We start from the raw sequence: 25,905 nt of genomic DNA on the forward strand, positions 1-25,905 counted from the left end.
TTAATACCAAAATTAAACAAAGTGAATACGATTAAACTGCCAGTTTGTCGTTAGCGGAAAATGTGATAATGAGTAAACAAGATATATTTGATTTCCATACAGCAATGCCAATTATAAATGAGGATACCGAATTTTTTCCCTTAATGTCTCAACAAGACGAAGAGGAAATGAACAATGAGGAAACGCCCGAAACGTTGGCGATATTGCCTTTGCGAAACACAGTTTTATTTCCAGGAGTAGTTATTCCTATTACGGTTGGAAGAGATAAATCAATTAAGTTAATTAAGGAAGCTTACAAAGGAAATAAGATTATTGGGGTTGTTTCTCAAAAAGACGTTTCCATTGAAGACCCTACTTTTGAACAACTTAACACGGTTGGTACGGTTGCAAACATCATTAAGCTGTTGCAGATGCCCGATGGAAATACCACCGTAATTATCCAGGGTAAACAACGTTTCAGCTTAATTGAAGAAGTGCAGAACGAACCTTACATTAAAGCAGTTGTTAAAAAATTCGAAGAACAAAAACACAAAGCAGATAAAGAGTTTAAAACATTAATCGCTTCTATCCGCGAAATGTCTGCACAGATTATCCAGCTTTCACCAAATATCCCGAGCGAAGCCAGTATTGCACTTAAAAACATCGAGAGCAATTCATTTTTGATCAATTTCATTTCATCAAATATGAATGCCGAAATGGCCGATAAGCAAAAAATCCTCGAAATGGATAAATTGCAGGAAAGAGCGCAAAAGGTAATGGAGCTTTTAATGGTCGAATTGCAGATGCTGGAGCTGAGAAATCAGATCCAATCAAAAGTACGTACCGATTTAGATAAACAGCAACGTGATTATTTTTTAAATCAACAGCTAAAAACCATTCAGGAAGAATTGGGAGGCAGCTCTGCTGATTTAGAATTTGATGCTTTACAAGAAAAGGCCAAAAAGAAAAAATGGGCTAAAGCAGTTGCCGAACATTTTGATAAGGAGTTAGATAAGTTAGGTAGAATGAACCCTGCTGCTCCCGATTACTCTGTTCAGTTAAATTATTTAGAACTTCTTTTAGATTTACCTTGGAGCGAGTTTACGAAAGACAATTTCGACCTAAAAAGAGCACAACGTATCTTAGATAAAGATCACTTTGGTTTAGAAAAAGTTAAGCAACGCATTATAGAATATTTAGCAGTTTTAAAATTAAAGCGTAATATGAAAGCGCCAATCTTATGTTTGGTTGGCCCTCCGGGAGTTGGTAAAACATCTTTGGGAAAATCTATTGCAAAAGCCTTAGGCCGTAAGTACGTACGTATGGCTTTAGGCGGTATCCGTGATGAAGCAGAAATCCGTGGGCACCGTAAAACTTACATAGGCGCAATGCCGGGCCGTATTATTTCGTCTATCAAAAAAGCGGGTGCAGATAATCCTGTTTTTGTTTTGGATGAGATAGACAAAGTAGGAACCGACCACCGTGGCGATCCATCATCAGCCTTGCTTGAGGTATTAGACCCTGAACAAAACAGCGCATTCTACGATCATTATGTGGAAATGGATTACGATTTATCCAATATCCTGTTTATTGCAACAGCAAACTCTTTAAGCACCATACAACCTGCTTTGCTAGATCGTATGGAGATTATTGAAGTAAACGGATATACGATTGAAGAGAAAATAGAAATCGCTAAAAAATACCTGTTGCCCAAACAGAAAGAAAACCATGGTTTACAAACTAAGGATATTAACCTAAAAACTCCGCTGATCGAAAAAGTGATTGAAGATTATACCAGAGAATCAGGTGTACGTGGTTTGGAGAAAAAAATAGGTTCTTTAGTGCGTGGTGTGGCTACAAAAATTGCGATGGAAGAAACCTACGATTCAAATTTAAGCAATGAAGATGTAGAACGTATTTTAGGTGCGCCAATTTACGATAAAGACTTATACGAAGGCAATGAAGTGGCTGGGGTAGTAACAGGTTTAGCCTGGACAAGCGTAGGAGGCGATATTTTATTCATCGAATCGAGTTTAAGCCCAGGAAAAGGAAAATTAACCTTAACCGGTAACCTTGGCGATGTAATGAAAGAATCGGCAATTATTGCGCTGGCCTATTTACGCGCCCATGCAGCCGAATTTGATATAGACTACAGTTTATTTGACAACTGGGATGTTCACGTACACGTTCCAGCCGGGGCTACGCCAAAAGATGGCCCATCGGCTGGTGTAACCATGTTAACAGCGCTAACGTCGGCATTTACACAACGTAAAGTAAAACAGCATTTAGCCATGACTGGTGAGATTACTTTACGAGGAAAAGTACTTCCGGTTGGTGGTATTAAAGAAAAGATCCTGGCCGCAAAAAGAGCAAACATTAAAGAAATTATCCTTTGCAAAAGCAACCGTAAGGATATTTTAGAGATCAAAGAAAGTTACATCAAGGATTTAAAATTCCATTATGTAACCGAAATGAGTGAGGTAATCGAATTGGCGTTAACCAAAAACAAGGTTAAAAAACCTTTAGATTTAAGTGTTAAAATTGCACCGATTGTAAACTAATTGCTAATTCTTTTGGATTAACAATCAAAAATCCAATTACAATAAATACTTTTATAGCCTAGGTAAATGCCTGGGCTTTTTTATGAGATCATTTTTATTCACCATAGTTTTTTGTTCGGTTGTTTTAACCAGTTTCGCTCAATCTTTTAAAAACGAATTCGGCTTTAAAACCGAAAACGATGCTTATTTAGCTACTTTAAACGATCGGTATTATACTAACGGATTATTTATCTATTTCCGTCATGCCATTAATACTGAAAAGCTATCCGATAAAATAGAGAAAAAGACCTACGAAATTTCTGCCGGACAAAAAATGTATACGCCTTATTGGGGACAGGTTCCTAATAAAGAAGACCAGGACAGGCCTTTTGCAGGTTATCTTTATGCAGGTGGTGCATATTCTGTTTTCTATAAAAATGAGAGTGTTTTAAAAACCAGTGCAGAACTGGGAACGGTTGGTCCTAACTCTCTTGCCCAAACAGCGCAACGTTTCCTACATAAAACCGTAGGTTTTTATACCCCTGCAGGTTGGGATTACCAGATTAAAAATGAACTGGCCATAAACCTTGCCGCAAATTATAGCAAGTTACTTTTTAGACCAGAAGATCCCATTGTGGATATCAGTGCCCAGGGTTATGCCAACTTAGGGACAACTTTTTCGGGTTTGGGTGCATCGGTGCTTTTTAGGGCAGGTAAACTAAATCAATTGTTCAACAGTGCATATCACAACGCGGTGATCGGAAATTCGAAAACAAAAAGTTTAAACAATTCGGAATTTTTCTTTTATGTAAAACCACAGTTAAACTTTGTTGCCTACGATGCCACCATACAGGGAAGTCTTTTTAATGATAACAGTCCATTAACTTTTGGGGTAAAACCAATTGTTTTTGAGCAACAGTTTGGTGTAAATTATAGTTCAAAAAGATTTACAGCCGATTTTAACATCATCTTTAAAACCAAAGAAGTTAAAAGTGTAGCTAAAGCACAGAATTACGGTGGTTTGAGTTTGTATTATCGGTTTGGAAAAAGTTAGGTTAACTGTTTAAATTGATTAATTGAGAGTTTGCATGGAACTAAAATAGAAATCACGCCGTAGGCTTTAATCAATTGATGGTCTTTTGCGACTCTCCTTTTTATCTGCATTCACGGCCTTATTCTTTAATCTTTTTTGAATAACCGCTTTAGGGATTTTAGTTGCTTTTCGCTTCTTCTGAACGTGTAACGATCGCTTTAACAATTCAATCAACTTGGCAACTGTTTTCTCTTTATTGAGTAGCTGGCTCCTATCCTCTTGCGAAACAATATGTAATAGTCCTTCAGAATCCAATCGATTTTCCAGTTTTTCTTTTAAACGTGCCTTTTCATCTTCGTCCAAATAAAAAGCTGTTTCCGGGTCGAAAATTAATTCTACCTTACTCGAAACTTTATTTACATTTTGTCCGCCTTTACCCCCACTTCTGGAAGTTTTGAAAGTAACAGACCGTAAAATTTCTTCTCTTGTAGGCAACATGCCGCAAAAGTAATAATTTGGAATTTAATAAAAACAGATTATTCTTCGTCTTTCGATTCGCTTACCTTGCTACGTAAACCTACAATATCCTTATCCAACTGATATATTCCTCCCCTATCACTGCCTACCAATTGAAGTTTCTCTAACATCGTTTTCGCCATTTTTTCTTCTTCCAGTTGTTCATCTAAATACCATTGCAAAAATTTAAATGTAAGATAATCTTTCTCATTCAGTGAAAGTTCCACCAAATCATTAATGCTTTTAGATACCAACAATTCATTATCCAGAAAATCCTGAAATACCTCTATAACCTGTCCGAAAGAATTTTTAGGCATTTCAAGCGCAGTAATCATCGCATGCCCATCACGATCATTGATATAATGAATCAGCTTAAGCATATGATGACGTTCTTCTTCACTCTGACGGTAGAAAAACTCGGTATAACCTTCTAAACCTGGCTGGGTTTCTAACCATGAAGCAATTCCCAGATAAACTTGCGACGATTCGGCTTCCAGCTTAACCTGGTTATTCAGGGCCGCCAACATTCTTTCAGATAACAACATAATCGTGTATTTATTTTATAATTAAACACATCCAGCAAATCAATGTTTTAGCATTATCTTGTTTAGAATCTATCTTTATACCTTTAAAAAAATTCAGCATTCTGTTTCTATTTTTTACCTTTGCCCTACGATGAAGAAAAACCTGGTAATAGCAATAGATGGCTACTCATCTTGCGGAAAAAGTACTTTAGCAAAAGCACTGGCTAAAAAATTAGGCTTCATTTATGTAGACAGCGGAGCGATGTACCGTGCCGTTACACTATATTTCTTAAGGAACAACATTGATATTTCTAACGATGCTAAAGTTGCTGATGCTTTACAACATATAGAACTGAATTTCCACTCCCGTGATTACGAATCCCATATCACCCTCAATGGTGAAGAAGTTTCTGATGAAATCCGCCTAATGCCCGTTTCTGAAAATGTAAGTGAGGTTTCGGCACATAAAATTGTGCGTCATGAAATGGTGAAGCAACAGCAGCGCATGGGTAAATCGAAAAACATCGTTATGGATGGCCGTGATATTGGCACTACCGTTTTCCCCGATGCCCCTGTGAAATTTTTTATGACTGCCGATCCGAAAATCAGGGCTGAACGCAGATTTAAGGAGCTGGAGAGCAAAGGCAATAATGAAACTACACTGGAAGAGGTTTTTGAAAATCTTGCCCATCGCGATTATGCCGATACCACCCGCAAGGAAAGTCCGTTGGTTAGGGCTGATGATGCCATTATTTTAGATAATACCGATCTTACACAGGAAGAACAATTAGACTTTGCATTGGAAAGAGTGCAACCGTTTTTGGTTCATTAGTTCGCCAGTCATTAGTTCATTGGTCCACTAGTCATTCGTTCATCGGTCAATGGTTAATTGTTTAAATCGGTTAACTGATATCTATCGCTGCATCCCAAATACATAGCTTAGTTAATCATCTTAAGACAAGGGATTTTAGACTAAATAGATTTCTCCATTCCGCGGTGCTCCAGTCGAAATGACGTATCTCTAAGGTTAATTGCTATCGGTTAACTGGTTCCAAGCTATGGGCTACCAGACTATCAACCATGAACTATCCGGCTATCGACCTTTGACTTCAAAAAAAATTTCATATTTTTAGCACTCAACCCAAATGTTACTATGAAATTAAAACCAATTTATCTTGCGGTATTATTTTTATCGCTTACTATCCTCAATGCCAATGCTCAGAAAGGCTGGATCAATCTCTTTAACGGGAAAGATTTAAAAGATTGGAACATTAAAATTGCCAAACATGACTATAAAGAAAATTATGCCAATACTTTTCGCGTAGAAAATGGAGTTATGAAGGTGAGTTATGATGGATATAAAGAATTTGACCAACAATACGGACATATTTTCTACAAAAAACCTTTTTCGGCCTATCTTTTAAAAGTAACCTACCGCTTTGTTGGCGATCAGGCCAAAGGCGGTGAAGGCTGGGCAACCAGAAACAGTGGTGCCATGTTACATTGCCAGGATCCGGCAACAATGTTAAAAGACCAGGATTTTCCAATTTCTATCGAAGGCCAGATCCTGGGTGGTGATGGAGAACACGAGCGCCACACCAGCAACGTATGTACCCCGGGAACGCTCATCAATTATAACGGCAAGTTGTTTACTCCACACTGTTTAGACTCGAAATCGAAAACCTATGCAGGCGATCAATGGGTAACGGCAGAATTTTTAGTATTGGGTGATTCAGTTATCAAACACATTATAGCAGGCGAAGTGGTTTTAGAATATACCAAACCTCAAATTGGTGGAGGCAATGTTTCTAATTTCGATCCGAAAGTTAAAATAGATGGCAAACCTTTAACATCAGGTTATATCTCTTTACAGAGCGAAAGCCATCCGATAGAATTTAAAACGGTGCAACTTTACGATTTGGAAGCGTACATGAAAGATAAAGCAAAGCTGGATAAGGTATTGGCTAAAATATTAAAAGAGTAAACCATATCGTTACTTAGTTGTTAGATCATGATGTAAAAACCCCGCACCTAAATTTATACGATGCTCAATACCCATTTGTTTAAATCCATTGCCCTATTATTCTTTATTTTAGTTGCCAATATTACTTTTGGGCAAACTGCTTACAAATTAAAGGATATTCCGGATCCCAAAAACAATGGAGGAGGTTATGTAAGTGACCCTGACGACATTTTGGGAAGTAGTGCAGTTTCGGGGTTAAATAATACCATTGCCCAGTTTGAACGTGAAACCAATGTTCAGGTAGCAGTGGTGATTGTTAACGATTTCGACCATGATAAAGAAGATTTCGATTTTGCATTTGAGCTTTTTAACAACTGGGGAATTGGTTCAAAAACCAGCAATAATGGTTTATTGTTATTTATCTCAAAAGATCGGCGAAAGTACCGGTTCATTACCGGAACGGGGATTGAAGGCGTATTGCCCGATGTAAAGCTTAAACATATTGCCGAACAGAATCTCTTGCCAGCTTTCAGGCAAAATGATTTCAGCACCGGGATAACGAATACCATTAATGCCATTGGTGTAATTATTTTAAACCCTGAACATAAGTCAGAGCTCAATCAGTTTTTCACCCAACACGAAAGCAACAGTTCACTCGAAAATTTTTGGCTTCCTACGGCAATTATCCTGCTGCTTTTTTTGGGGGTGTTCAAAATTGTGAACAGGCAAGCCAAAAATGGTTTAAATCTAAAAGGCTTAGACAAGAACAAAAATAGTTATGATACCGCCATAGCTAAAGGCTGTGGAGTGGCTTTCTTTATTGTATTTGTTTCGATTTTTATCTTAATTTTTACCAGTGCTTTTGAGCTGTTCGAAAAGATAAAATTAGTGCACATCCCTTACATCCTTTTTGCTATACTAGCCGTAGCGCTTTTCTTTCGGTATCTTTTCTATTTGTCGGCATTAAGAAAAGTACACCAGGATGATAAAAATTTCTTTGATGCCGTTCTGGCTTTTCACAAAAAGAACTGGTGGTTAGTTCTTTTCTCTCCTATAATTTTAATTGCAATTATACTCCACCTCATCAAACGCGTTAAAACGATCGATCGTTTCAAACCAGTTTTGGATAGTAAAAACAACCCGATGATCCGAGTAGATCGCGATATCAATATAGAAGGGAAACCATTTTTAACCGCAGGGCAACGTAAAGAAGAAGTTGTTTTAGCTTATGATTATGATATCTGGGAAAGTGCTGACCATAAAGAACATATTATTAAGGCATGGCCAGCGGAAAAATACAATAGTTATACCGAATGCCCCGAATGCGCTTTTAGGACATACAAACTGAATGAACGCGTTACAGTTAAACAGGCCACTTACAGTCATGAGGGGCAGGCGAAGCTGATAAACGAATGTAGTTTTTGCAAAAAAACAGAATTTATAAAATGGATAACATTGGCCATGTTGGTCAAATCAAGTTCGTCATCAAGTTCCTCTTCATCAGGCAGCTCATCTTCTTCTTCGTCAAGCAGTAGCTGGGGCGGTGGCAGTAGCAGCGGTGGCGGTACCGGTGGGAGCTGGTAGTTTCGCTTAGCTGTTTTATAAGGTGCTTAACCTTGCTGAAAGAAGATTTTTAAGGAAAGGAGCTGCACCTTTTTTCAATCTTATCCCCACCTATTAAAAGTATTTTCTAATTTTGAAACACTTAGCACGGTCTTTGCTTATAGCGTGTTTGCAATTACCCAATTAAACTGTTTCGCAGAATCCATTACTTATGACTAGAATTTTCTTCCTCCTCATCGCTCTTTTTATTTTTACTAACCGTTTAAATGCACAAGAAACGTATCGTGTTAAGGCAGATAAATTGCGTGTAAGGGAAAGCAGCGATCCGAAAAGTAAGGTTATTGGAAATATTGCTCAAAATGAAAACATTACAGTTTTAGATGCCAACAATGCGAAGTTTTACAAAGTAAAATTTAAAAACCGTGAAGGTTGGGTTAGCAAAGATTTCATCGAAAAAATTGCTTCTGCTGCTAAACCAGCAACTCCTCAGGCAAATACTGCACAGCCCGCCGCTAGCCCTCAAACAGCAGCAAGCGCCGACATGTATCGTGTAACTGCAGACGATTTACGCGTAAGGCAACAAGCTGATGCGAAAAGCAAAATTGTTGGATACCTGCCTAAAAATGAAAATGTTGCCGTAATCGATTCATCAAACACAAGCTTCTATAAAATTAAGGTTACCAATGGCGAAGGATGGGTGAGTAAAGAATTTTTGGTCAGGATTTCTCCCGTAAAAGCAGCAGCCGAAAAAACAAACATTGCGGCATCGGTACCTCAAGAAAGCAAAGATTACACGAACATCATCTTTTTTGTGGTTGTGGCCTTAATACTCTTTGCCATATTATATTTTTCTATCAAATACGCCAGCGGAAATAAATTTTTGATCGGTTTTTCTGTAATTGTGATTCTGGTAACAGGCTATTTCTGCTACATTACTTTTATACAGGCAAAAGTGGTAACAGGTACTTTTGCCAGCAACGAAGATATACAGTACAAAACCTTTAATTTTAAATCGAAAGATTCGGTAACCGTTACCGATGCTTATACTGATTCTATTTTTACCTCGAAATACGTTATTGAAGGTGACATGATCAAACTTTACGATCAACAGAATACAATAATGTTATTAATCAGAGATGATGAAACATTAATTGGCGAAGGTTTTACGAGAGGGACTTTTACGAAAAGATAGAAGTTTATCATTTTAGATGCTGAAATAAATTCAGCATGACGACGCGCTTTATTTCTATTCGTCATTCTGAACTTGTTTCAGAATCTTTTAAAAGTCCTTCGACAGGCGCAGATGACAATATTTTTTTTATTTCATCTTAACTTAATAAATCATTTCCTAAGAACGTTTGGTAAGCATTGTGCACAGCCCCTTATTTTTAAACCTGATAGAGCGGAATAGCCCGGAGCGTAGCGAGGACTATAAGCGATAGCAGGACTGCTGCTTCCGATGAAATACTGGGCGCTCATTTTCAAATAATTACGAAAACCCATGTTAACAATTTGCAAATTCTATGATTTAGATGCTGAAATAAATTCAGCAAGACGAACTAGAAATCTTAATACGCTAAAAATCAGCAAGATTTATTAAAAAAATCTTTTCTATTAATTAAAATATTTTTACCTTTGCAGTCCCTAAATAGGGAAAAAAGGAGATAATTAATTAATGGCTAAAAAACAAGTAGCAGAAAAAGAATTAGCAGCTAAAACAGCTGAACTTCAGGGAGAAGGCGGACGCCTAACTGAAAAAGAAACTATTGAATCAGAAGCTGATTCAGTTTCGATCGAATCGATCAAATCATCATTGGCTACACCATCGGAAGATTTCGATTGGGATGCAGATGAAAAAGTTTTCGGTAATTACAATGATGCAGACCGTAAAAAGTTTGAAGATATGTATGCTGGAACATTCAATCAGATCACTAAAGGTGAAATCATTAGCGGTATTGTTGTTTCAATCAACAACAAAGATGTAGTATTAAACGTAGGTTTCAAATCAGACGGTTTAGTTTCTACTTCAGAATTCCGTGATACACCGGATCTAAAAATCGGCGATTCAGTTGACGTTTTCGTTGAAGCACCAGAAGATGCTAACGGTCAATTGATCCTTTCCCGCAAAAGAGCAAAAACCCAAAGATCATGGGAAGCAATTAACGAGGCTCTTGAAAATGATAGAATCATCAACGGTTTCGTTAAGAGCCGTACTAAAGGTGGTTTAATTGTTGATATCATGGGCGTTGAGGCTTTCTTACCAGGATCTCAAATTGATATTAAACCAATCCGCGATTACGATGTATACGTGGGTAAAACAATGGAATTCAAAGTTGTTAAAATTAACCATGAGTTTAAAAACGTAGTAGTTTCTCATAAAGTGTTAATCGAAGACGATTTAGAAAGCCAAAAAGTAGAGATCGTTTCTAAATTAGAAAAAGGTCAGGTATTGGAAGGTACTGTTAAAAACATTACTGATTTCGGTGTGTTCATCGATTTAGGTGGTGTTGATGGTTTACTTCACATTACTGATATTTCTTGGGGCCGCATAGAGCATCCAAAAGAAGTATTATCATTAGATGAAAAAATCAACGTGGTTGTTTTAGATTTCGATGATGAGAAAAAACGTATCGCTTTAGGTTTAAAACAATTAACTCCACACCCTTGGGAGAACTTAAGCACCGACATCCAGGTTGGTTCTAAAGTAAAAGGAAAAATCGTAACTGTTGCAGATTACGGAGCTTTCTTAGAAATCATCCCAGGTGTTGAAGGTTTAATCCACGTTTCTGAAATGAGCTGGTCACAAAACTTAAGAAATCCACAGGAATTCTTAAAAGTTGGTGATGAGATCGAAGCTGAAGTTTTAACTTTAGACAGAGACGAGCGCAAAATGAGCTTAGGTATTAAACAATTATCTAACGATCCATGGCAAGAAGTTGCTGCTAAATTCCCAGTTGGAAGCAAGCACAAAGCAACTGTTAAAAACATGACTAACTTCGGTGTTTTTGTTGAAATCGAAGAAGGTATTGATGGTTTAATTCACATCTCTGATTTATCTTGGTCTAAAAAAGTAAACCACCCTAACGAATTCACTAAAGTTGGTGATGTATTAGATGTAGTTGTTTTAGAACTTGATGTTGATAACCGTAAATTAAGCTTAGGTCACAAACAATTGGAAGAAAACCCTTGGGATACTTTCGAAACGATCTTCACTTTAGATTCGGTTCACCAGGGTACTGTTGTTAAAGTAACTGATAAAGGTGCTGTTATTGCTTTACCATATGGTGTAGAAGGTTTCGTACCAACTAAACACATGGTTAAAGAAGATGGTACTTCAGTTAAAGCTGAAGAAACCAATGACTTCAAAATCATTGAATTCAACAAAGAAGCAAAACGCATCGTTGTTTCTCACGCCCGTATCTGGGAAGAGGTTAAAGCTGAAGCTGTAGCAGAAGAAAGAGCAACTAAGAAAAAAGAAGCTAAAGCTGCTGTAACTGCTGTTAAAAAAGTTAAAGATTCTGTAGAGAAATCTACTTTAGGAGACTTAGACGTATTGGCTCAATTGAAATCGCAATTAGAAGGCGAAGAAAGCAAAGCTAAAAAAGGCTAGTTCTTTTTAACTGATCATATTAATCCCGATAGCGAAAGTTATCGGGATTTTTTTTGACCTCTCCCTCGAGTTACCGTCATTTCGAGCGAAGTGCAACGAAGTCGAGAAATCTGTCTAGATAGATCTCTCCATTCCGCTGCGCTTCAGTCGAGAAGACGATTTGCCTATTAAATTGGAACTTCAAGCTAAGTTCACGTAACATAATTAGTTCGTTCTACCAAACCTTTTCCTTTCAACCGCCTATAATTATTACTTTTGAAAAAGTAACCTATCCTTTTCAACATGAGAAAAATCATCCTTTTGTTTTTAACAGTTATTTCCTTCAAACTTTCGGCACAGGAAGTAAATATCATCCCTCAACCTGTAAAGTTGGAGGTCAAATCAAAGGAGTTGCCATTTAAAATAGATAGCACGACAGTAATATATACAAATGATTCATTGGCCAATCCATCAATAGCGTTTCTTCAAAATTATCTCAGCAAAAATTATAATTTCCAACTCAATTTAAACAGAACACCAGATATAAGCCGAACTAACGTTATTAATTTAATCATTAATGAAAAGATTGCTAATCCAAAAGAATACATCTTAACGGTTACAAATAAATCAATAATTATAGGCGCTACTTCTGATACATCTATCTTTCAAGGTATTCAAACCTTGATTCAGCTATTGCCAACTTCAAAATCATTTCCACTTCAAATCCCCGCAGTTTCCATTACCGATTACCCCCGCTTCGATTATCGGGGCATGCATCTGGATGTAAGCCGCCATTTTTTTGATGTTGCTTTTGTAAAACAGTACATCGATTATTTAGCGCTTCATAAAATGAATTATTTTCATTGGCATTTAACTGATGACCATGGCTGGCGGATCGAAATCAAAAAATACCCTAAGCTTACTGAAATTGGAGCATGGAGAAATGGTAGCATTATTGGCTTATGGCCCGGACAAGGAAACGAACATATAAAATATCAGGTTTTGCCAGCAGAAATAAAAATTACGCCAAAAGATGCCGTTATTAAAACAGATGGTATCCGTCACGGTGGTTATTACACGCAAGAACAAATTAAAGATGTGGTTGATTATGCCGCTAAACGTTACATTACCATTATTCCAGAAATTGAAATGCCTGCCCATAGCATGGCCTTATTAGCGGCTTACCCAGAGTTGGGAACCACGCCAGATAAAAAATACGAGGTTGCCGAAACCTGGGGAATGATGAACAAATACAATAATGTACTTCAGGCTTCTGACACAACTTTTAAATTTCTGGAAAATGTATTAACTGAGGTAATGGCTTTGTTCCCTTCGCAATACATCCATATTGGTGGTGATGAAGCCTCCAAAGTGTGGTGGAAACAATCGGCTGTTTCACAACAGATTATGAAAGCCAATGGTTTGAAAAATGAAAGTGAGCTACAGAGCCATTTCATCCGCAGGATGGAAAAATTTGTGAGCAGCAAAGGCAAAACCATTATCGGCTGGAACGAAATTTTACAGGGCGGTTTAGCTCCTAATGCAGTTGTGATGAGCTGGCAAGGCGAAAAAGGTGGTATAGATGCTGCAAAGCAAAACCACAAAGCCATTATGACTCCGGAAAATAAGATGTACTTTAATCATGGACAATTTGTAAAAGAAGATAGCCTGGCTGCAAATAAGTTTTCTCCTTTAATTGATGTTTACAATTATGAACCGATACCGGCCGAATTAAGTGCCGAGCAGGCTCAATATATTTGGGGCGCACAAGGTTGTTTGTGGAGTGAATACATTACCAACCCAGCCAAAGTACAATACCTGCTTTTTCCACGGTTAGATGCCTTAAGCGAAATTTTATGGAGCCCGAAAGAAAAACGAAATTATCCAGATTTTCAAAAAAGGCTTAAAACACAGTTTAAACGCTACGATTTAATGGGAATTACCTATTCAAAAAGATATTTAGAAAATTAGTTGATTTGCCACCTGCAATTGATATGCTCCTGGTGTAATCCCGACATTCTTTTTAAATGCCCTGATAAAGTAATTGGCATCACTGAAACCAAGCTCGTAACTTATTGATGCGACCTTAGCTCCGGGCTGGGCCAGTAAAAGCTTGGCTTTGTTAATCTTTTCAGTTAGAATAAAATCGTTTGGACTGATGCCGAGCTCGCGTTTAAACAACCGGTAAAATGTTGCCTTACTCATGCAGGCTTTATCGCTCAGGCTATTTATACTGATCTTTTCATTGAGGTTCGATTTAATATAGTTCAGTACAAAAGCCAACGGATTTTGATTGAGGTTATAACCGTCGTCGTTAATTGTTTTTAGGTTCTGAGTCTGCATAATGCGCACCAGCAATTCCTTCAAAGTCAAATCAGCCAGCACATCTTTTTCTTTTGTACGTTCGGAGCAGATGCGGATTACTTTATTAATGAGGTAGGCAATTTCTTCGTTGTTGTAAAAATGGTATTCATCATAATTCAACAACCACTTTTCGTTACTTCCCTCCTTTGGGAAAAACTCGTTTAAATAAGCAATTGTTTTTTGGATCTGCTCCTGATCGATCGCCAAAGCAATACATTGTGTCGGGTTCAGATTAGTCGCTTCCGGAAAATCAATTTCCATGGTAACGGCCGGCGGAACAATAACGGTTTGGCCAGGGAAATAATCAAAACCTTTCTTATCAAATAAATGCATTACCTTTTTGCCCCTCAGCATACTTGTAATTACAAAATCGTTAAAAGTAAGCGGAACTTTATACGATTCGGTATAGGTTTCGAAAACATTTAATTCGCATCGCTCTAAGGTGTATGAGGTTCTGTTCTCTACCAAAGTTTGCAACGTTTCCGAAGCACTGAGCTTTACCTGATCTAATGTATGTTGCATAAACCGAAAAGATTTGGTTAGAAATATTTGCTATAAATCAAATATAACTATTTCATCTCTTTATACCTCATCTCCAAAATACCTATTATAGCTACACAAGCATCAATCATCACTGCTGGGCACTAAGATCGTTTAGCGTTTCAATATGGTTACATAAGCTGAAACGATAGTGCTATCAATTGATCCGATTATACTATCTGCTCCATTGGCTTTGCCATTAGGTTTGTATTAACCAAATCTTATAACCGCAAAAATCATGATGAGCAATCGCTTTAAAATCCTATACCTAAACCGCTCATGATGGTTTTTAAAAATTTAATAATCAATAATAATTATGGAAAATTTAATTGAGAAACCATCATTCAAACCCCAATACGATAACTATATCGGAGGGAAATTTGTAGCACCAGTTAAAGGCGCTTACTTCGATAACATATCGCCGATTGATGGTAAAGTTTTCACCAAAGCAGCACACTCCACAAAAGAGGATTTAGAATTAGCCGTTGATGCTGCACATGAGGCATTTAAAACCTGGAGCAAAACCTCTTCTACCGAAAGAAGCATCATATTGAACAAAATTGCGCAACGGATGGAAGACAACCTCGAATATCTGGCAGCGGTTGAAACCATCGATAATGGCAAAGCGGTTAGAGAAACCTTAGCTGCTGATTTACCCTTGGGTGTAGACCACTTCAGGTATTTCGCAGGCGTTATCCGTGCCGAAGAAGGTTCATTATCAGAGCTTGACCAAAATACTGTTTCATTAATCGTACATGAGCCAATTGGTGTAGTGGCACAGATTATTCCTTGGAATTTTCCGCTTTTAATGGGCATCTGGAAACTTGCTCCTGCTCTTGCCGCGGGAAACTGTGTGGTTTTAAAACCTGCAGAAAGCACACCTGTTTCGATTATGGTTTTAATGGAACTGATTGGCGATTTATTGCCTCCAGGTGTGGTTAATGTGGTAAATGGTTTTGGCGCTGAACTTGGGCGTGCCTTGGTAACCAACCCTAAAATTTCAAAAGCAGCATTTACGGGTTCTACCCCTACGGGCAGATTGGTGATGCAATATGCAACCGAAAATATTATCCCGGTTACACTCGAACTTGGTGGAAAATCGCCAAATATATTTTTCAGCTCGGTAATGGCCGAAGATGATGCCTTTTTAGATAAAGCAGTGGAAGGGGCTGTAATGTTTGCATTAAACCAAGGGGAAATTTGTACCTGCCCATCTCGTTTGTTGATTCAGGAAGATATTTATGAAAAATTTATTGCAAAGGTAATCGAGAGAACCAAAGCAATAAAAATAGGCAATCCGTTGGATAGAACGGTGATGATGGGTGCCCAGGCCTCTAAAATCCAGTTCGAAAAAATTGCCGCTTATATTAAATTAGGGAAAGAAGAAGGTGCTGAAGTGTTAACTGGTGGCGAGGTGAACGAACTTCCTGGTGAGCTTGGTGGTGGCTATTATATCAAACCAACGATCTTTAAGGGCCATAACAAAATGAGGATTTTCCAGGAGGAAATTTTCGGACCGGTATTAGCCGTTACTACCTTTAAAACAGTTGAAGAAGCCATTGAAATTGCAAATGACACTTTGTATGGTTTAGGTGCTGGTGTATGGACACGCGATGCGCACGAGCTTTATCAGGTACCGAGAGCCATTCAAGCAGGACGTGTTTGGGTAAACCAATACCACGCCTACCCTGCAGGTGCCCCTTTTGGTGGCTACAAGCAATCGGGCGTGGGCAGAGAAAACCATAAAATGATGTTAGGCCACTACCGTCAAACCAAAAATATGCTTATTTCTTACGATAAAAATAAATTAGGGTTCTTTTAGTTAGTTTGAATAAGAGGCTGTATTCTAAATATAGAATTGTCATCCTGAGCCTGTCGAAGGAGTAAATTGAATCACCTTGGCAAAGCATTTCGACAGGCTCAATGTGACAATTTGAGTTTAATCTGGCTCTATATTCTTTCTAAAAGATTCATTTCAAACCTAAAAATCGATCATGATCAAACGTATAGACAGTACAGAAAAAGCAAAAGAGTTGATTGCCATACTTAAAGAAAAACATGGAGACCTGATGTTTTACCAGGCAGGTGGATGCTGCGAGGGTACACAACCGCAATGTTTCGAAAAAGGAGGATATTACCTGCGGATGCGCGATGTTTGTTTAGGTGAAATAGAAGGCTGCGAGTTTTGGGTAGACAGAGATCTTTTCGAGTATTGGAAATTCTCACACTTTACTTTAGACGTGCTTGATGGATTTGGAGTGGGTGGTTTTTCTTTAGAAACCCCACTTCAAAAAACTTTCAAGATTCACTACAGGCTGTTCTCTGAAGAAGAACTAAAAGAACTTGAACCCGTTAAAACGGCAGAGTAATTGTTGTTTATTTGGTTTAAACAGAGGTCAGTTTGGAGCAATCCGGCTGACTTTTTTTGTTTATATTCTATAATAAATCGTCATCTCGACTGGAACGCAGTGAAATGGAGGGATCTATATCGATAGATTTAGTTTCACTGCGCACTACCTGGTTCTCGACTTGGTTGCACTCCATTCGAAATGACTACCTCTGTGATATATCATCCATCATTTCACCTTATTTATAATATCTTTTGTTTAAAAAGTTTTGAGATCACGCTAATAAAAAGCATGTGTAATTTTAAAAATTTATGCAATCTTTGCATTAAAAATTAAACCATGCGTAAACTATTTGCCGTCCTTTCTACCATCATTACCCTATTTGCTATCAAAGAAACGGTATATGTATTTACTTCTACTGAGGCAGACATGGTTAAGCAAAAAGCAATCATGATTGTAATTGCCTTAAGCATTACTATACCGTTAATTATTTTAACACTTTGGCTTTGGTCGCCGGGAAGAAAGAAAAATAGTCAACAAAATTAAGCTAAAAACTTATTTTTCAACTCAGGTGTTGGCACCCAACAACTCTCCTGCCTTCCCCACCATCTGTAACGGTTTTTGGCAATAATATCATAAATCCAATCACGGATAAATTTGGGAACCAGGAGAAATACATAAAGAAGCGGAATCAATCCATTAAGTTTTCGGGCTACACGCAATGCCGCTGAAGATTTAGTATAGAGTTTTCCATCCTCCAGCAATAAGATGGTATTCAATTTTTCTGAATCAGCGTTAAATTTCGGCAGCATTTCTTTGGCGTAACCACCTTGTAGCGCTGTAAATTTGAATTGATCTTTTTTATCGTGTGCAATAACAAACTGAACCGATGCATTGCAAAGATTACAAACGCCATCAAAAAAGATTACAGGTTGCTGGATCATGCTATAAAAATAAAGCTTTTTAATAAAACAAGTATCTTGGGAATGTCTAATAAAGTGTAAAGGCTATATATTAGGGTGTCAATTTAATTCATGTACACAGGTTTCATCGGGACTATAGTGTACCGCTGGGCTAACATTAAGGTGAAAAACTGGGTTTGCTTTTCAAAACAACAACAGGAATAGAAAGATTGATTTTTAAATGTTGTAACAGAACAATTTAGCATGCAAAAAATAAAACAATCGATCTTCAACTTTCTTACCTTAAAACATTTTTATATATTTGCCCAATCCTTCTTCAATGCAAAAGAAAACACTTCTTGACGGACAAAAAATTCAGATTACAATTAAGAGGCTCTGCCATCAATTAATTGAAAACCACGACGATTTCGCGAATACCGTTTTAATTGGTATCCAGCCAAGGGGTATTTTTTTGGCCGATCGCATTCATCAGGATCTTCAACAGATTCTAAAAAACAAGAAAATTTTAAAGGGAAACCTTGATATTACTTTCTTTAGAGATGATTTCCGCCGTAAAGACGGACTGGTTACCGCAAGCAGCAACTCGATCGATTTTATCATCGAAGGCAAAAAAGTAATCTTAATTGATGATGTACTTTGGACCGGCAGAACCATCAGGGCAGCGCTTGATGCCCTACTTGCTTATGGCCGCCCAGAGAAAGTTGAACTTTTGGTTTTAATAGACCGTAGGTTTAGCAGGCATTTACCTATCGAGCCTGATTACATTGGGCATCAGGTAGATAGCTTAAACTCGCAACAGGTAAAAGTAACCTGGGCGAGTGAAGGAAGTGAAGACAAAGTGATTTTAATATCCGAAAATAATAAATAAAAATGGCAGCAGAAAAACTATCAACCCGACATCTTTTAGGCATTAAAGATATTAACCGGAATGATATCGAATTGATTTTCGAAACTGCAGACAATTTCAAGGAGGTGATTAACAGACCGATTAAAAAGGTCCCTTCGCTCCGCGACATTACCATTGCCAATATCTTTTTCGAAAACTCTACCCGTACCAAACTTTCATTCGAACTTGCTGAAAAAAGGCTTTCGGCTGATGTGGTGAATTTCGCCGCCTCATCTTCATCGGTGAGCAAGGGCGAAACTCTTATCGATACCGTGAACAATATCTTATCGATGAAAGTTGATATGGTGGTGATGCGTCATCCTTATGCTGGTGCAGGTCAGTTTTTAAGTAAACATGTAAAGGCCCAAATTGTAAATGCCGGAGATGGTGCACACGAACATCCAACACAGGCCTTACTTGATGCCTTCTCTATCCGCCAGAAACTGGGTGATGTAGCAGGTAAAAAAGTAGTCATTGTAGGCGATATCCTGCACTCGCGTGTAGCGATCTCAAACATCCTTTGCCTGCAGCGTTTAGGTGCCGAAGTAATGGTTTGTGGTCCAACAACATTAATCCCCAAACACATCCACCAACTTGGAGTAAAGGTTGAACATAATTTAATTAAAGCACTGAACTGGTGCGATGTAGCTAATATGCTCCGAATCCAACTGGAGCGCCAGGACATTAAATATTTCCCATCGCTAAGGGAATACGCCATGATGTACGGCTTAAACAAACAGATCTTAGATAACCTTGATAAAGAAATCATTGTTATGCATCCTGGCCCCATAAACAGAGGGGTTGAGATTACCAGCGATGTGGCCGATAGTAAACAATCGATCATTTTAGAACAGGTAGAAAACGGAGTAGCAATAAGAATGGCCGTGCTGTATTTGTTGGCAAGCCAGGGGTAGGTTAGTTCAATAGTCATTCGTCATTGGTTCATTAGTGCTGGGTGCATAGACTGGCATAGTACATTGATAATCGTTCATTAGTGCATATTTCATAGACCAGTATCCTGCATTAATAATTGTTCATCTCTCCGTGTTGCCGAGCCCAGTATAGTCCATTGTTCATTATAGTGCTAATAATAATTAATTTCTCTCAAACGGTTTACTGGATGTAAACAACGGCCAATCAGCCTATCTACATGATTTCTATAAAAATTGCGATCAGCAGCAAGAAGGCTTGGTTGGGAAAAGGCCACCCCGCAATGACCAATACTGGGACTAATGAAGTAGTTACAAATGAACTGATGAACCTCTACCGGATGTGGCAGTACCAATGACGAATAAACTAATGACCAATGAACCTAATTTTTCCACATTCGTTCACCCCTTAATACCAAACCAAAAATCCTATCGTTAATTTGTGTTATTAACAGATGTTAATTACTTCTGTTGATAAGCTTTGATACTATTTCTAATTTAGTACCAACCATATTTGAAACCAATGCAGAAAAAATACTTACTAATTCCGCTAATTTTAGCAGGAAGTTTTAGCACCTACGCTCAGGTTAGCGCTGTGCAAAACCTCAACAAAAACTATCAAACGGGCTTAGAATTATTAGACAAAGAAAAATACACTGCAGCTGCACAACAGTTTAAACTCGTTGAGCTGCAACGTTATAAACCTTCTACACAAACGGAGAGTAATGCTGAATTATCTTTACTAAAAGAAAATGCGAAATTCTATGCAGCTGTTTGTGCACTAGAATTAACCAACAGTGATGCCGAAAGTTTGTTTCAGGCATTTATCCGCGATTATCCATTAAACCCGAACACCAAACTGGCTTATTTTTATGTTGGAAAAACTTACTTCAACCAGAAAAATTATAAAAAAGCTCTAGAATGGTTCGAAAAAACAGATCCTTCTACGCTTTCGGGCAAACAAAGAAACGAATACCAGTTTAAACAAGGTTACGCCTATTTCGAACTTAAAGACTACGACAAAGCAGAACCTTTATTCGAAAAAGTTAAAAAAGAAGAAGGCGATTTTCAGGAAAGTGCCACCTATTATTTTGCTTACATCAACTACTTAAACAAAGAGTATAAAACGGCATTGGCCAACTTCGAAAAGTTAAAGGGCTCTCCTACTTATGAGGCGAGTTATCCATATTATATTACTTCGATGTATTACCTTGATGAGCGTTATGATGATGTAATCAGTTATGCTTTAGCAGCCATTCAAAAAACTAAACAGCAGTTCGAACCAGAAATGTTGAGTTTAGTTGCCGCATCTTACTTTGCAAAGTCTGAATTCAAAAATGCAGAAAAGTATTTCGCAGAATATTATGCCAAAGATAAAAGCGAAACCAAAAATAACCTCTTCATATACCAATACGGGTACTCTTTGTTCCAGAATAAAAAGTACAAAGAGTCTGTTGCTGTTCTAGAAAAGCTAAATACCGATGATGTTTACCTTCAAAACGGTATGCATACTTTGGGTAAAGCCTTTATTCAATTGGGCGATAAACCAAAAGCGCAGAGTGCTTTTTTCAGGGCATCGCGTTTAAGTTTTGACAAGGGTATACAGGAAGAATCCTGGTTAAATTATGCCAAATTAAGTTACGAATTAGAATTCCACCAGCAGGCATTAGAGGCCACTCAGGGTTTCTTAAAAACTTTCCCAAAATCGCGTAAAATAAACGAAGCTAAAACTTTGCTGGGTGAGGTTTTATTAACCACCAAAAACTATCAGGCTGCTGTAGATATTTTAGAGCCTATTCCGGATAAAAACCTTGAAGCTAAAGAAGCTTACCAAAAAGTAACCTATTTCCGCGGGTTAGAATTTTATAACGAAAGAGCATTCCCGAATGCACTATCAATGTTTTTACGTTCTGAAAAGTTCCCTGAAGATAACGAGATCAATGCGCTAAATACTTACTGGAAAGCTGAATCGATGTACGAGCTGCGTAAGTTCGGTGAAGCAGTTACTACTTTTGAGAAATTCTTAAAAATGCCAGATGCCGATAAAACCGGTGTTTACAATTTTGCGAACTACGCTTTGGCCTATGCCGCTTTCGAAGATGAGAAGTACAGCAAAGCAGCTACTTACTTCGAAAAATTCCTGGCAGGCAGCGATAAAGACCAAAAAACAATTGATGATGCCACCATCCGTTTAGCCGATTCATATTTCGTAAACAAAAACTATGGTGATGCAATGGCGAATTACAACAAGATCATCAGTCGCAAAACCACTTCAGAAGACTACGCCACTTTCCAGAAAGGAATGATCCAGGGATTGGAAACGCAGTATGATGCGAAAATTGCGACCATGCAGAGCCTGCTGAATACTTTTCCAAATTCTAATTACGCTGATGATGCTGGTTTCGAAACTGCTTATACTTATTTCAACAAAGGCGATTTTGATAAATCTAAATCAGACCTTGTAGCCCTGGTAGCCAAATATCCACGTAGCAGTTATGTGGCAAAAGCCTTGGTAACCATCGGCTTGGTTCAATACAACCAGGATCAGGACGATGCCGCTTTAGAATCGTTTAAAAAGGTAATCCGCGATTACCCTACTGCCGATGAAGCCAAACAGGCAATGGAATCGATCAAGAACATTTATGTAGATCGTGGCGATGCAAATGGTTTTATCGCTTACGCAGCTACCACCCCACTTGGAAATTACTCTGGTTCGGAGCAAGACAATATCGTTTTTGCCGCAGCCAATAACACCTATTTAAAAGGCGATGCCAATGGTGCATTCCAGGCCGTAAATGCTTATTTTGATAAATTCCCTAAGGCGAACCATGAAAAAGAGGCTAAATTTATCAGGGCAGAATCGTTGGTGAAACTGGGCAGGCCGGATGAAGCCATTCCTGATTACGAATTTATCTTAAACGACTGGACGAGCGATTATACCGAACGTTCTTTGGTCAGTATTTCTCAACTCTTCTTAAACCAGAAGAAATACAACGAGGCCATTGTTTACCTGAAAAGATTAGAAACTACCACCGATTACAAGTCGCACTATAGTTTTGCCATCAACAACCTGTTAAAGGCTTACACCGCTTTAAACATGCCTGATGACATGCTTAAATATGCACAGCTGACCAGAGAATCGGAAAAAGCTTCAGAAGAAGAAAAAAACAGTTCGAGCTTATATTCTGGCAAAGCTTACTTGTTAAAAGGCGATACCACTACCGCCATAAAAGAATTTAAAAATGTAGTGGCCAAAACAAAAACAGTTGCTGCCGCAGAAGCAAAATATAATTTAGCTTTATTAGAATACAACAAAGGTGATTTCAAAACTTCATCCAAAACCTGTTTCGATCTGGTTAACAACATGGCCGCTTACGATTACTGGGTAGCAAAGGCGTTTATCCTTTTATCTGATAATTATGTTGCCCTGAAAGACAATTTACAGGCAAAAAGTACACTTCTCAGTATAATTGATAATTACGAAGGCAAGGATGATATCATCCCTACAGCCAAAGAAAAACTAGAAAAACTAAACCAGAAGAAGTAGCATTATGAAATTGATTAAATATATATATAGTTCACTGTTTTTTTTAGCTGCTGGATTAATGACTGCTCAGGCGCAGGATAAAAAAACTGAGGAAAAAGGGGTTGTAAACGAAGAGATTGAAGTTGTTCGCCCATATAAACCAATTTTGGCGGAGGCTGTAAAACTAAGAAGAAGCCCGAATTTAGATGATGTTAAAACTTACAAAGCAAAATTAAACTACAGCATTTTGGATAGAAAGCTGGAGTTGAACAGCGATATCCAAAAGTTACAGGCACAAGCCCTGGCCGAAGAAAAAGAAAGCATATTGGTTAACAATTATGTAAAAGGAGCATTCGGGTCATTAGCTACCCTTTTGGGCGAAGCTTATTTCAACACAGGTAAAGATGAAGGTTTACAGGTTGGTGGATACTTTAAACATTTTAGTCAGGAAGGAAAGCTGAACAAGCAGAATAGCAGCAATCAACAGTTAAGCATTTTTGGCCGCAGTATTTTAGAGCAGAATACTGTTAGTGGCCGCATTAATTTTGAACGCAACGGCACCTACTTTTATGGTATAGATGATGCCAGACCTACGCTAAACCCTAACCCTGATAAACAAGCCTTAACCACCATTGAGCTGGAAGGTGAGCTGGTAAAAAACTTTACCGAAGATGAAGATGCTTTTAGTTATGCTTTAAAAGCCAATGGTTATATCTGGAATGATAAATTCAGTGCAAAAGAAAACTACCTGAGCTTAAATGGTTATGTAAACAAACGTATTCATTCGTTAAACTTAGGTTTAGCCGCATCAACCGAATTCGGTAATAGCAAAGATGCTTTAACCAGTGTTGGCAATAATCTGTTGCGTTTAAATCCGTATATCCGTTTACAGGTTAAGGGTGCTAAAATTACAGCCGGGATTAATTTCGTACAAGAATTTGGTGCTTTTAGCAGCTCTAGAATCTTTCCTGCTGTTACCGCCGATTTCACTTTAATTCCTGATTACCTACAAGTTTTTGGAGAAGTTAAAGGCGATGTAAACAGAAACTCGCTAAAAGGCTTTACCGATGAAAACCCCTGGTTAAACAGCAATATCGTGGTTAGAAACACCGTTGAAAAGTTAAGTTTCAGTGCTGGTATTAAAGGTACTGGTGGCCCAGGTTTTGGTTACAAAGCACGTGTATATGTAAAACAGTTTGATGATATGCCTTTGTTCATCAACAACTTTACTGATTTTAACAAATTTGATGTGATATACGATTTCGGTAAAACGAAATTAACAGGTTTAGAAGGTGAAATTTCTGTTCAGGTTAGCGATGCCTTAAAATGGACTGGTAAATTAAATATCGACGATTGGAAGCCCGCAGCAGAGACTTACTCTTGGTTTAAACCAGGTTTAAAAGTAAGTTCGAACTTTGTTTATACCTACAATAAAAAACTAAGCTTTAATGCTGGTGTTGTAATTCAGGATGATATTAAAGCAAAAGTAAACATTGCTAATCCAGTTAATCCTGCACAGTATCTAATTCCAAATCCATCAATAGAGGAAATTAAAACGGTTAAAGGTTATGTAGATTTAGGTCTTGGCGCCGATTACCGCATTAACAAAAAATTCTCTGTTTTTGCAAAAGCAAACAACATCTTAAATACAAACTACAGTAGGTATTTGTATTATCAGGCAAACGGATTTAATATTTTCGGTGGCTTAACCTATTCCTTTTAAGTAATAAAAAACATAAAATCTATTTTTAATATTTTATACGCCTTTAAGTTAAACTTAAAGGCGTATTTTGTTTACAGGGTTAGAGGCGGCCGATCATCATTAAAAACAACTTTAAGATAAATTATTTTCAGAAAGAATTATTAATAGCTATTCTCTTAATTGAACAACGTTAATATTGTTGTGAATTCGACTATATTTACTTTAGTTAGCTTAAAATTAAAGCGGAATGAGAATCCCAACAATACATGGATATATTGACAGAAGAATCTTAATTAACTTCACAGCCGACCCAAAGATTGTGAAAGAACTGATTCCCTTTCCTTTTAGACCAAAAGTTTATATGGAAAAGGCCATTGTTGGAATATGCTTAATCAGACTAAGAAATATAAAACCAAAAGGGTTACCAAACTTTATGGGTGTAAATTCTGAAAATGGTGCTCATCGAATTGCAGTTGAATGGGATGAGGACGGTGTAACAAAATCAGGAGTTTATATCCCACGTCGGGATACTTCGCTAAAATTAAATGCGCTCATTGGTGGACGAATATTTCCTGGCAAACACTTTCATGCAAAATTCAACATAGAAGAAGAAAACGGAAATTACCAAATTAGCTTTAAGAGCTCAGATAATACTGAGATATTAATTGATGCTAATGAGACTCCTTGGTTTAACAATCAATCAATTTTTAAAACACTAGAAAATGCGTCGGATTTTTTTGAAAACGGCGACCTTGGATATTCACCAAATAAAGACAAGTTTGATGGTCTGAGATTAAAAGCATACCATTGGAAAGTTAGACCACTTGAGGTCTTGAAGGTAAAATCAAGTTTTTTTGAAAACGAAGATCTTTTCCCCCGAGGATCGGTGACATTTGACAATGCGCTACTTATGACAAATGTTGAGCATGAATGGAAAAGCGAAACAAACAAATAACTTAAAACATTATAGATCCTAAAAG

The 25,905-nt window shown here is 37.7% G+C and carries 20 protein-coding genes; 16 read left to right on the forward strand and 4 right to left on the reverse strand.

From position 1 onward, the window contains the following. The first annotated feature begins 68 nt into the window (after window positions 1-68). Window positions 69-2,540 (forward strand): endopeptidase La, encoded by a 2,472-nt coding sequence (gene lon, locus ACN9MR_RS16670; RefSeq protein ID WP_426325265.1) that lies wholly within the window; start codon window positions 69-71, stop codon window positions 2,538-2,540. A gap of 82 nt (window positions 2,541-2,622) precedes the next feature. Further along, on the forward strand, window positions 2,623-3,573 hold the full coding sequence (locus tag ACN9MR_RS16675; RefSeq protein WP_426325267.1) for a lipid A deacylase LpxR family protein: 951 nt from the start codon (window positions 2,623-2,625) through the stop codon (window positions 3,571-3,573). Between the two features lie 66 nt (window positions 3,574-3,639). Here ACN9MR_RS16675 and arfB read toward each other — a convergent pair whose 3' ends face one another. Continuing rightward, window positions 3,640-4,050, reverse strand: coding sequence for an alternative ribosome rescue aminoacyl-tRNA hydrolase ArfB (arfB, locus tag ACN9MR_RS16680; RefSeq protein ID WP_426325269.1), 411 nt, complete (start codon window positions 4,048-4,050; stop codon window positions 3,640-3,642). 38 nt (window positions 4,051-4,088) lie between these two features. After that, a complete protein-coding gene (locus tag ACN9MR_RS16685; protein WP_426325271.1) occupies window positions 4,089-4,613 on the reverse strand; it encodes a ferritin in 525 nt (174 codons plus the stop codon). A 130-nt stretch (window positions 4,614-4,743) separates the two neighbouring features. On the opposite strand from ACN9MR_RS16685, the gene cmk reads away from it, so the two are divergent. The 6 genes from cmk (at window position 4,744) to ACN9MR_RS16715 (ending at window position 13,678) form a co-directional block, all read left to right on the forward strand. Further along, window positions 4,744-5,424, forward strand: coding sequence for a (d)CMP kinase (cmk, locus tag ACN9MR_RS16690; protein WP_426325273.1), 681 nt, complete (start codon window positions 4,744-4,746; stop codon window positions 5,422-5,424). A gap of 321 nt (window positions 5,425-5,745) precedes the next feature. After that, window positions 5,746-6,576: a 3-keto-disaccharide hydrolase gene (locus ACN9MR_RS16695; RefSeq protein WP_426325275.1), complete on the forward strand. Its 831-nt coding sequence runs from the start codon at window positions 5,746-5,748 to the stop codon at window positions 6,574-6,576. A gap of 60 nt (window positions 6,577-6,636) precedes the next feature. Beyond that, complete coding sequence (locus tag ACN9MR_RS16700) at window positions 6,637-8,139, forward strand: TPM domain-containing protein (protein ID WP_426325277.1); 1,503 nt, start codon at window positions 6,637-6,639, stop codon at window positions 8,137-8,139. Between the two features lie 190 nt (window positions 8,140-8,329). Then, a complete protein-coding gene (locus tag ACN9MR_RS16705; protein ID WP_426325279.1) occupies window positions 8,330-9,310 on the forward strand; it encodes an SH3 domain-containing protein in 981 nt (326 codons plus the stop codon). A 483-nt stretch (window positions 9,311-9,793) separates the two neighbouring features. After that, entirely contained in the window at window positions 9,794-11,728 is a 1,935-nt protein-coding gene (gene rpsA, locus ACN9MR_RS16710; protein WP_057933658.1) for a 30S ribosomal protein S1, read from the forward strand. Window positions 11,729-12,010: 282 nt separating this feature from the next. Further along, a complete protein-coding gene (locus ACN9MR_RS16715; protein WP_426325282.1) occupies window positions 12,011-13,678 on the forward strand; it encodes a beta-N-acetylhexosaminidase in 1,668 nt (555 codons plus the stop codon). Here ACN9MR_RS16715 and ACN9MR_RS16720 read toward each other — a convergent pair. Next, the gene (locus ACN9MR_RS16720) at window positions 13,667-14,593 is read right to left on the reverse strand and encodes an AraC family transcriptional regulator (protein ID WP_426325284.1); all 927 of its coding nucleotides are present in this window, start codon (window positions 14,591-14,593) and stop codon (window positions 13,667-13,669) included. The genes ACN9MR_RS16715 and ACN9MR_RS16720 overlap by 12 nt on opposite strands. Before the next feature lie 334 nt (window positions 14,594-14,927). On the opposite strand from ACN9MR_RS16720, the gene ACN9MR_RS16725 reads away from it, so the two are divergent. The 3 genes from ACN9MR_RS16725 to ACN9MR_RS16735 all read left to right on the forward strand — a co-directional run bounded on the left by ACN9MR_RS16725 (window position 14,928) and on the right by ACN9MR_RS16735 (window position 17,505). Beyond that, window positions 14,928-16,433, forward strand: coding sequence for an aldehyde dehydrogenase family protein (locus tag ACN9MR_RS16725; protein ID WP_426325286.1), 1,506 nt, complete (start codon window positions 14,928-14,930; stop codon window positions 16,431-16,433). A gap of 172 nt (window positions 16,434-16,605) precedes the next feature. Then, window positions 16,606-16,980 carry a DUF779 domain-containing protein gene (locus ACN9MR_RS16730; protein ID WP_426325288.1) on the forward strand — a complete coding sequence of 125 codons (375 nt, stop codon included), beginning with the start codon at window positions 16,606-16,608 and terminating at the stop codon, window positions 16,978-16,980. A 318-nt stretch (window positions 16,981-17,298) separates the two neighbouring features. Next, window positions 17,299-17,505 carry a hypothetical protein gene (locus ACN9MR_RS16735; protein WP_426325290.1) on the forward strand — a complete coding sequence of 69 codons (207 nt, stop codon included), beginning with the start codon at window positions 17,299-17,301 and terminating at the stop codon, window positions 17,503-17,505. Here the strand turns inward: ACN9MR_RS16735 and ACN9MR_RS16740 are convergent. Continuing rightward, window positions 17,502-17,903 (reverse strand): thiol-disulfide oxidoreductase DCC family protein, encoded by a 402-nt coding sequence (locus tag ACN9MR_RS16740; RefSeq protein WP_426325292.1) that lies wholly within the window; start codon window positions 17,901-17,903, stop codon window positions 17,502-17,504. The genes ACN9MR_RS16735 and ACN9MR_RS16740 overlap by 4 nt on opposite strands. 298 nt (window positions 17,904-18,201) lie before the next feature. On the opposite strand from ACN9MR_RS16740, the gene pyrR reads away from it, so the two are divergent. The 5 genes from pyrR (at window position 18,202) to ACN9MR_RS16765 (ending at window position 25,880) form a co-directional block, all read left to right on the forward strand. Beyond that, entirely contained in the window at window positions 18,202-18,750 is a 549-nt protein-coding gene (pyrR, locus tag ACN9MR_RS16745; protein ID WP_190326340.1) for a bifunctional pyr operon transcriptional regulator/uracil phosphoribosyltransferase PyrR, read from the forward strand. Between the two features lie 2 nt (window positions 18,751-18,752). Beyond that, window positions 18,753-19,682, forward strand: coding sequence for an aspartate carbamoyltransferase catalytic subunit (locus ACN9MR_RS16750; RefSeq protein ID WP_057933671.1), 930 nt, complete (start codon window positions 18,753-18,755; stop codon window positions 19,680-19,682). 538 nt (window positions 19,683-20,220) lie between these two features. Then, window positions 20,221-23,244, forward strand: a complete 3,024-nt coding sequence (locus tag ACN9MR_RS16755) for a tetratricopeptide repeat protein (RefSeq protein ID WP_426325295.1) — start codon at window positions 20,221-20,223, stop codon at window positions 23,242-23,244. Window positions 23,245-23,248: 4 nt separating this feature from the next. Next, on the forward strand, window positions 23,249-24,946 hold the full coding sequence (locus ACN9MR_RS16760) for a hypothetical protein (RefSeq protein WP_426325297.1): 1,698 nt from the start codon (window positions 23,249-23,251) through the stop codon (window positions 24,944-24,946). A gap of 226 nt (window positions 24,947-25,172) precedes the next feature. Further along, the gene (locus ACN9MR_RS16765; RefSeq protein WP_426325299.1) at window positions 25,173-25,880 is read left to right on the forward strand and encodes a DUF2071 domain-containing protein; all 708 of its coding nucleotides are present in this window, start codon (window positions 25,173-25,175) and stop codon (window positions 25,878-25,880) included. Window positions 25,881-25,905: the final 25 nt, after the last annotated feature.

Origin of the sequence: Pedobacter sp. R-06 (assembly GCF_049913135.1) — a bacterium.
Taxonomy (GTDB): Bacteria; Bacteroidota; Bacteroidia; order Sphingobacteriales; family Sphingobacteriaceae; genus Pedobacter.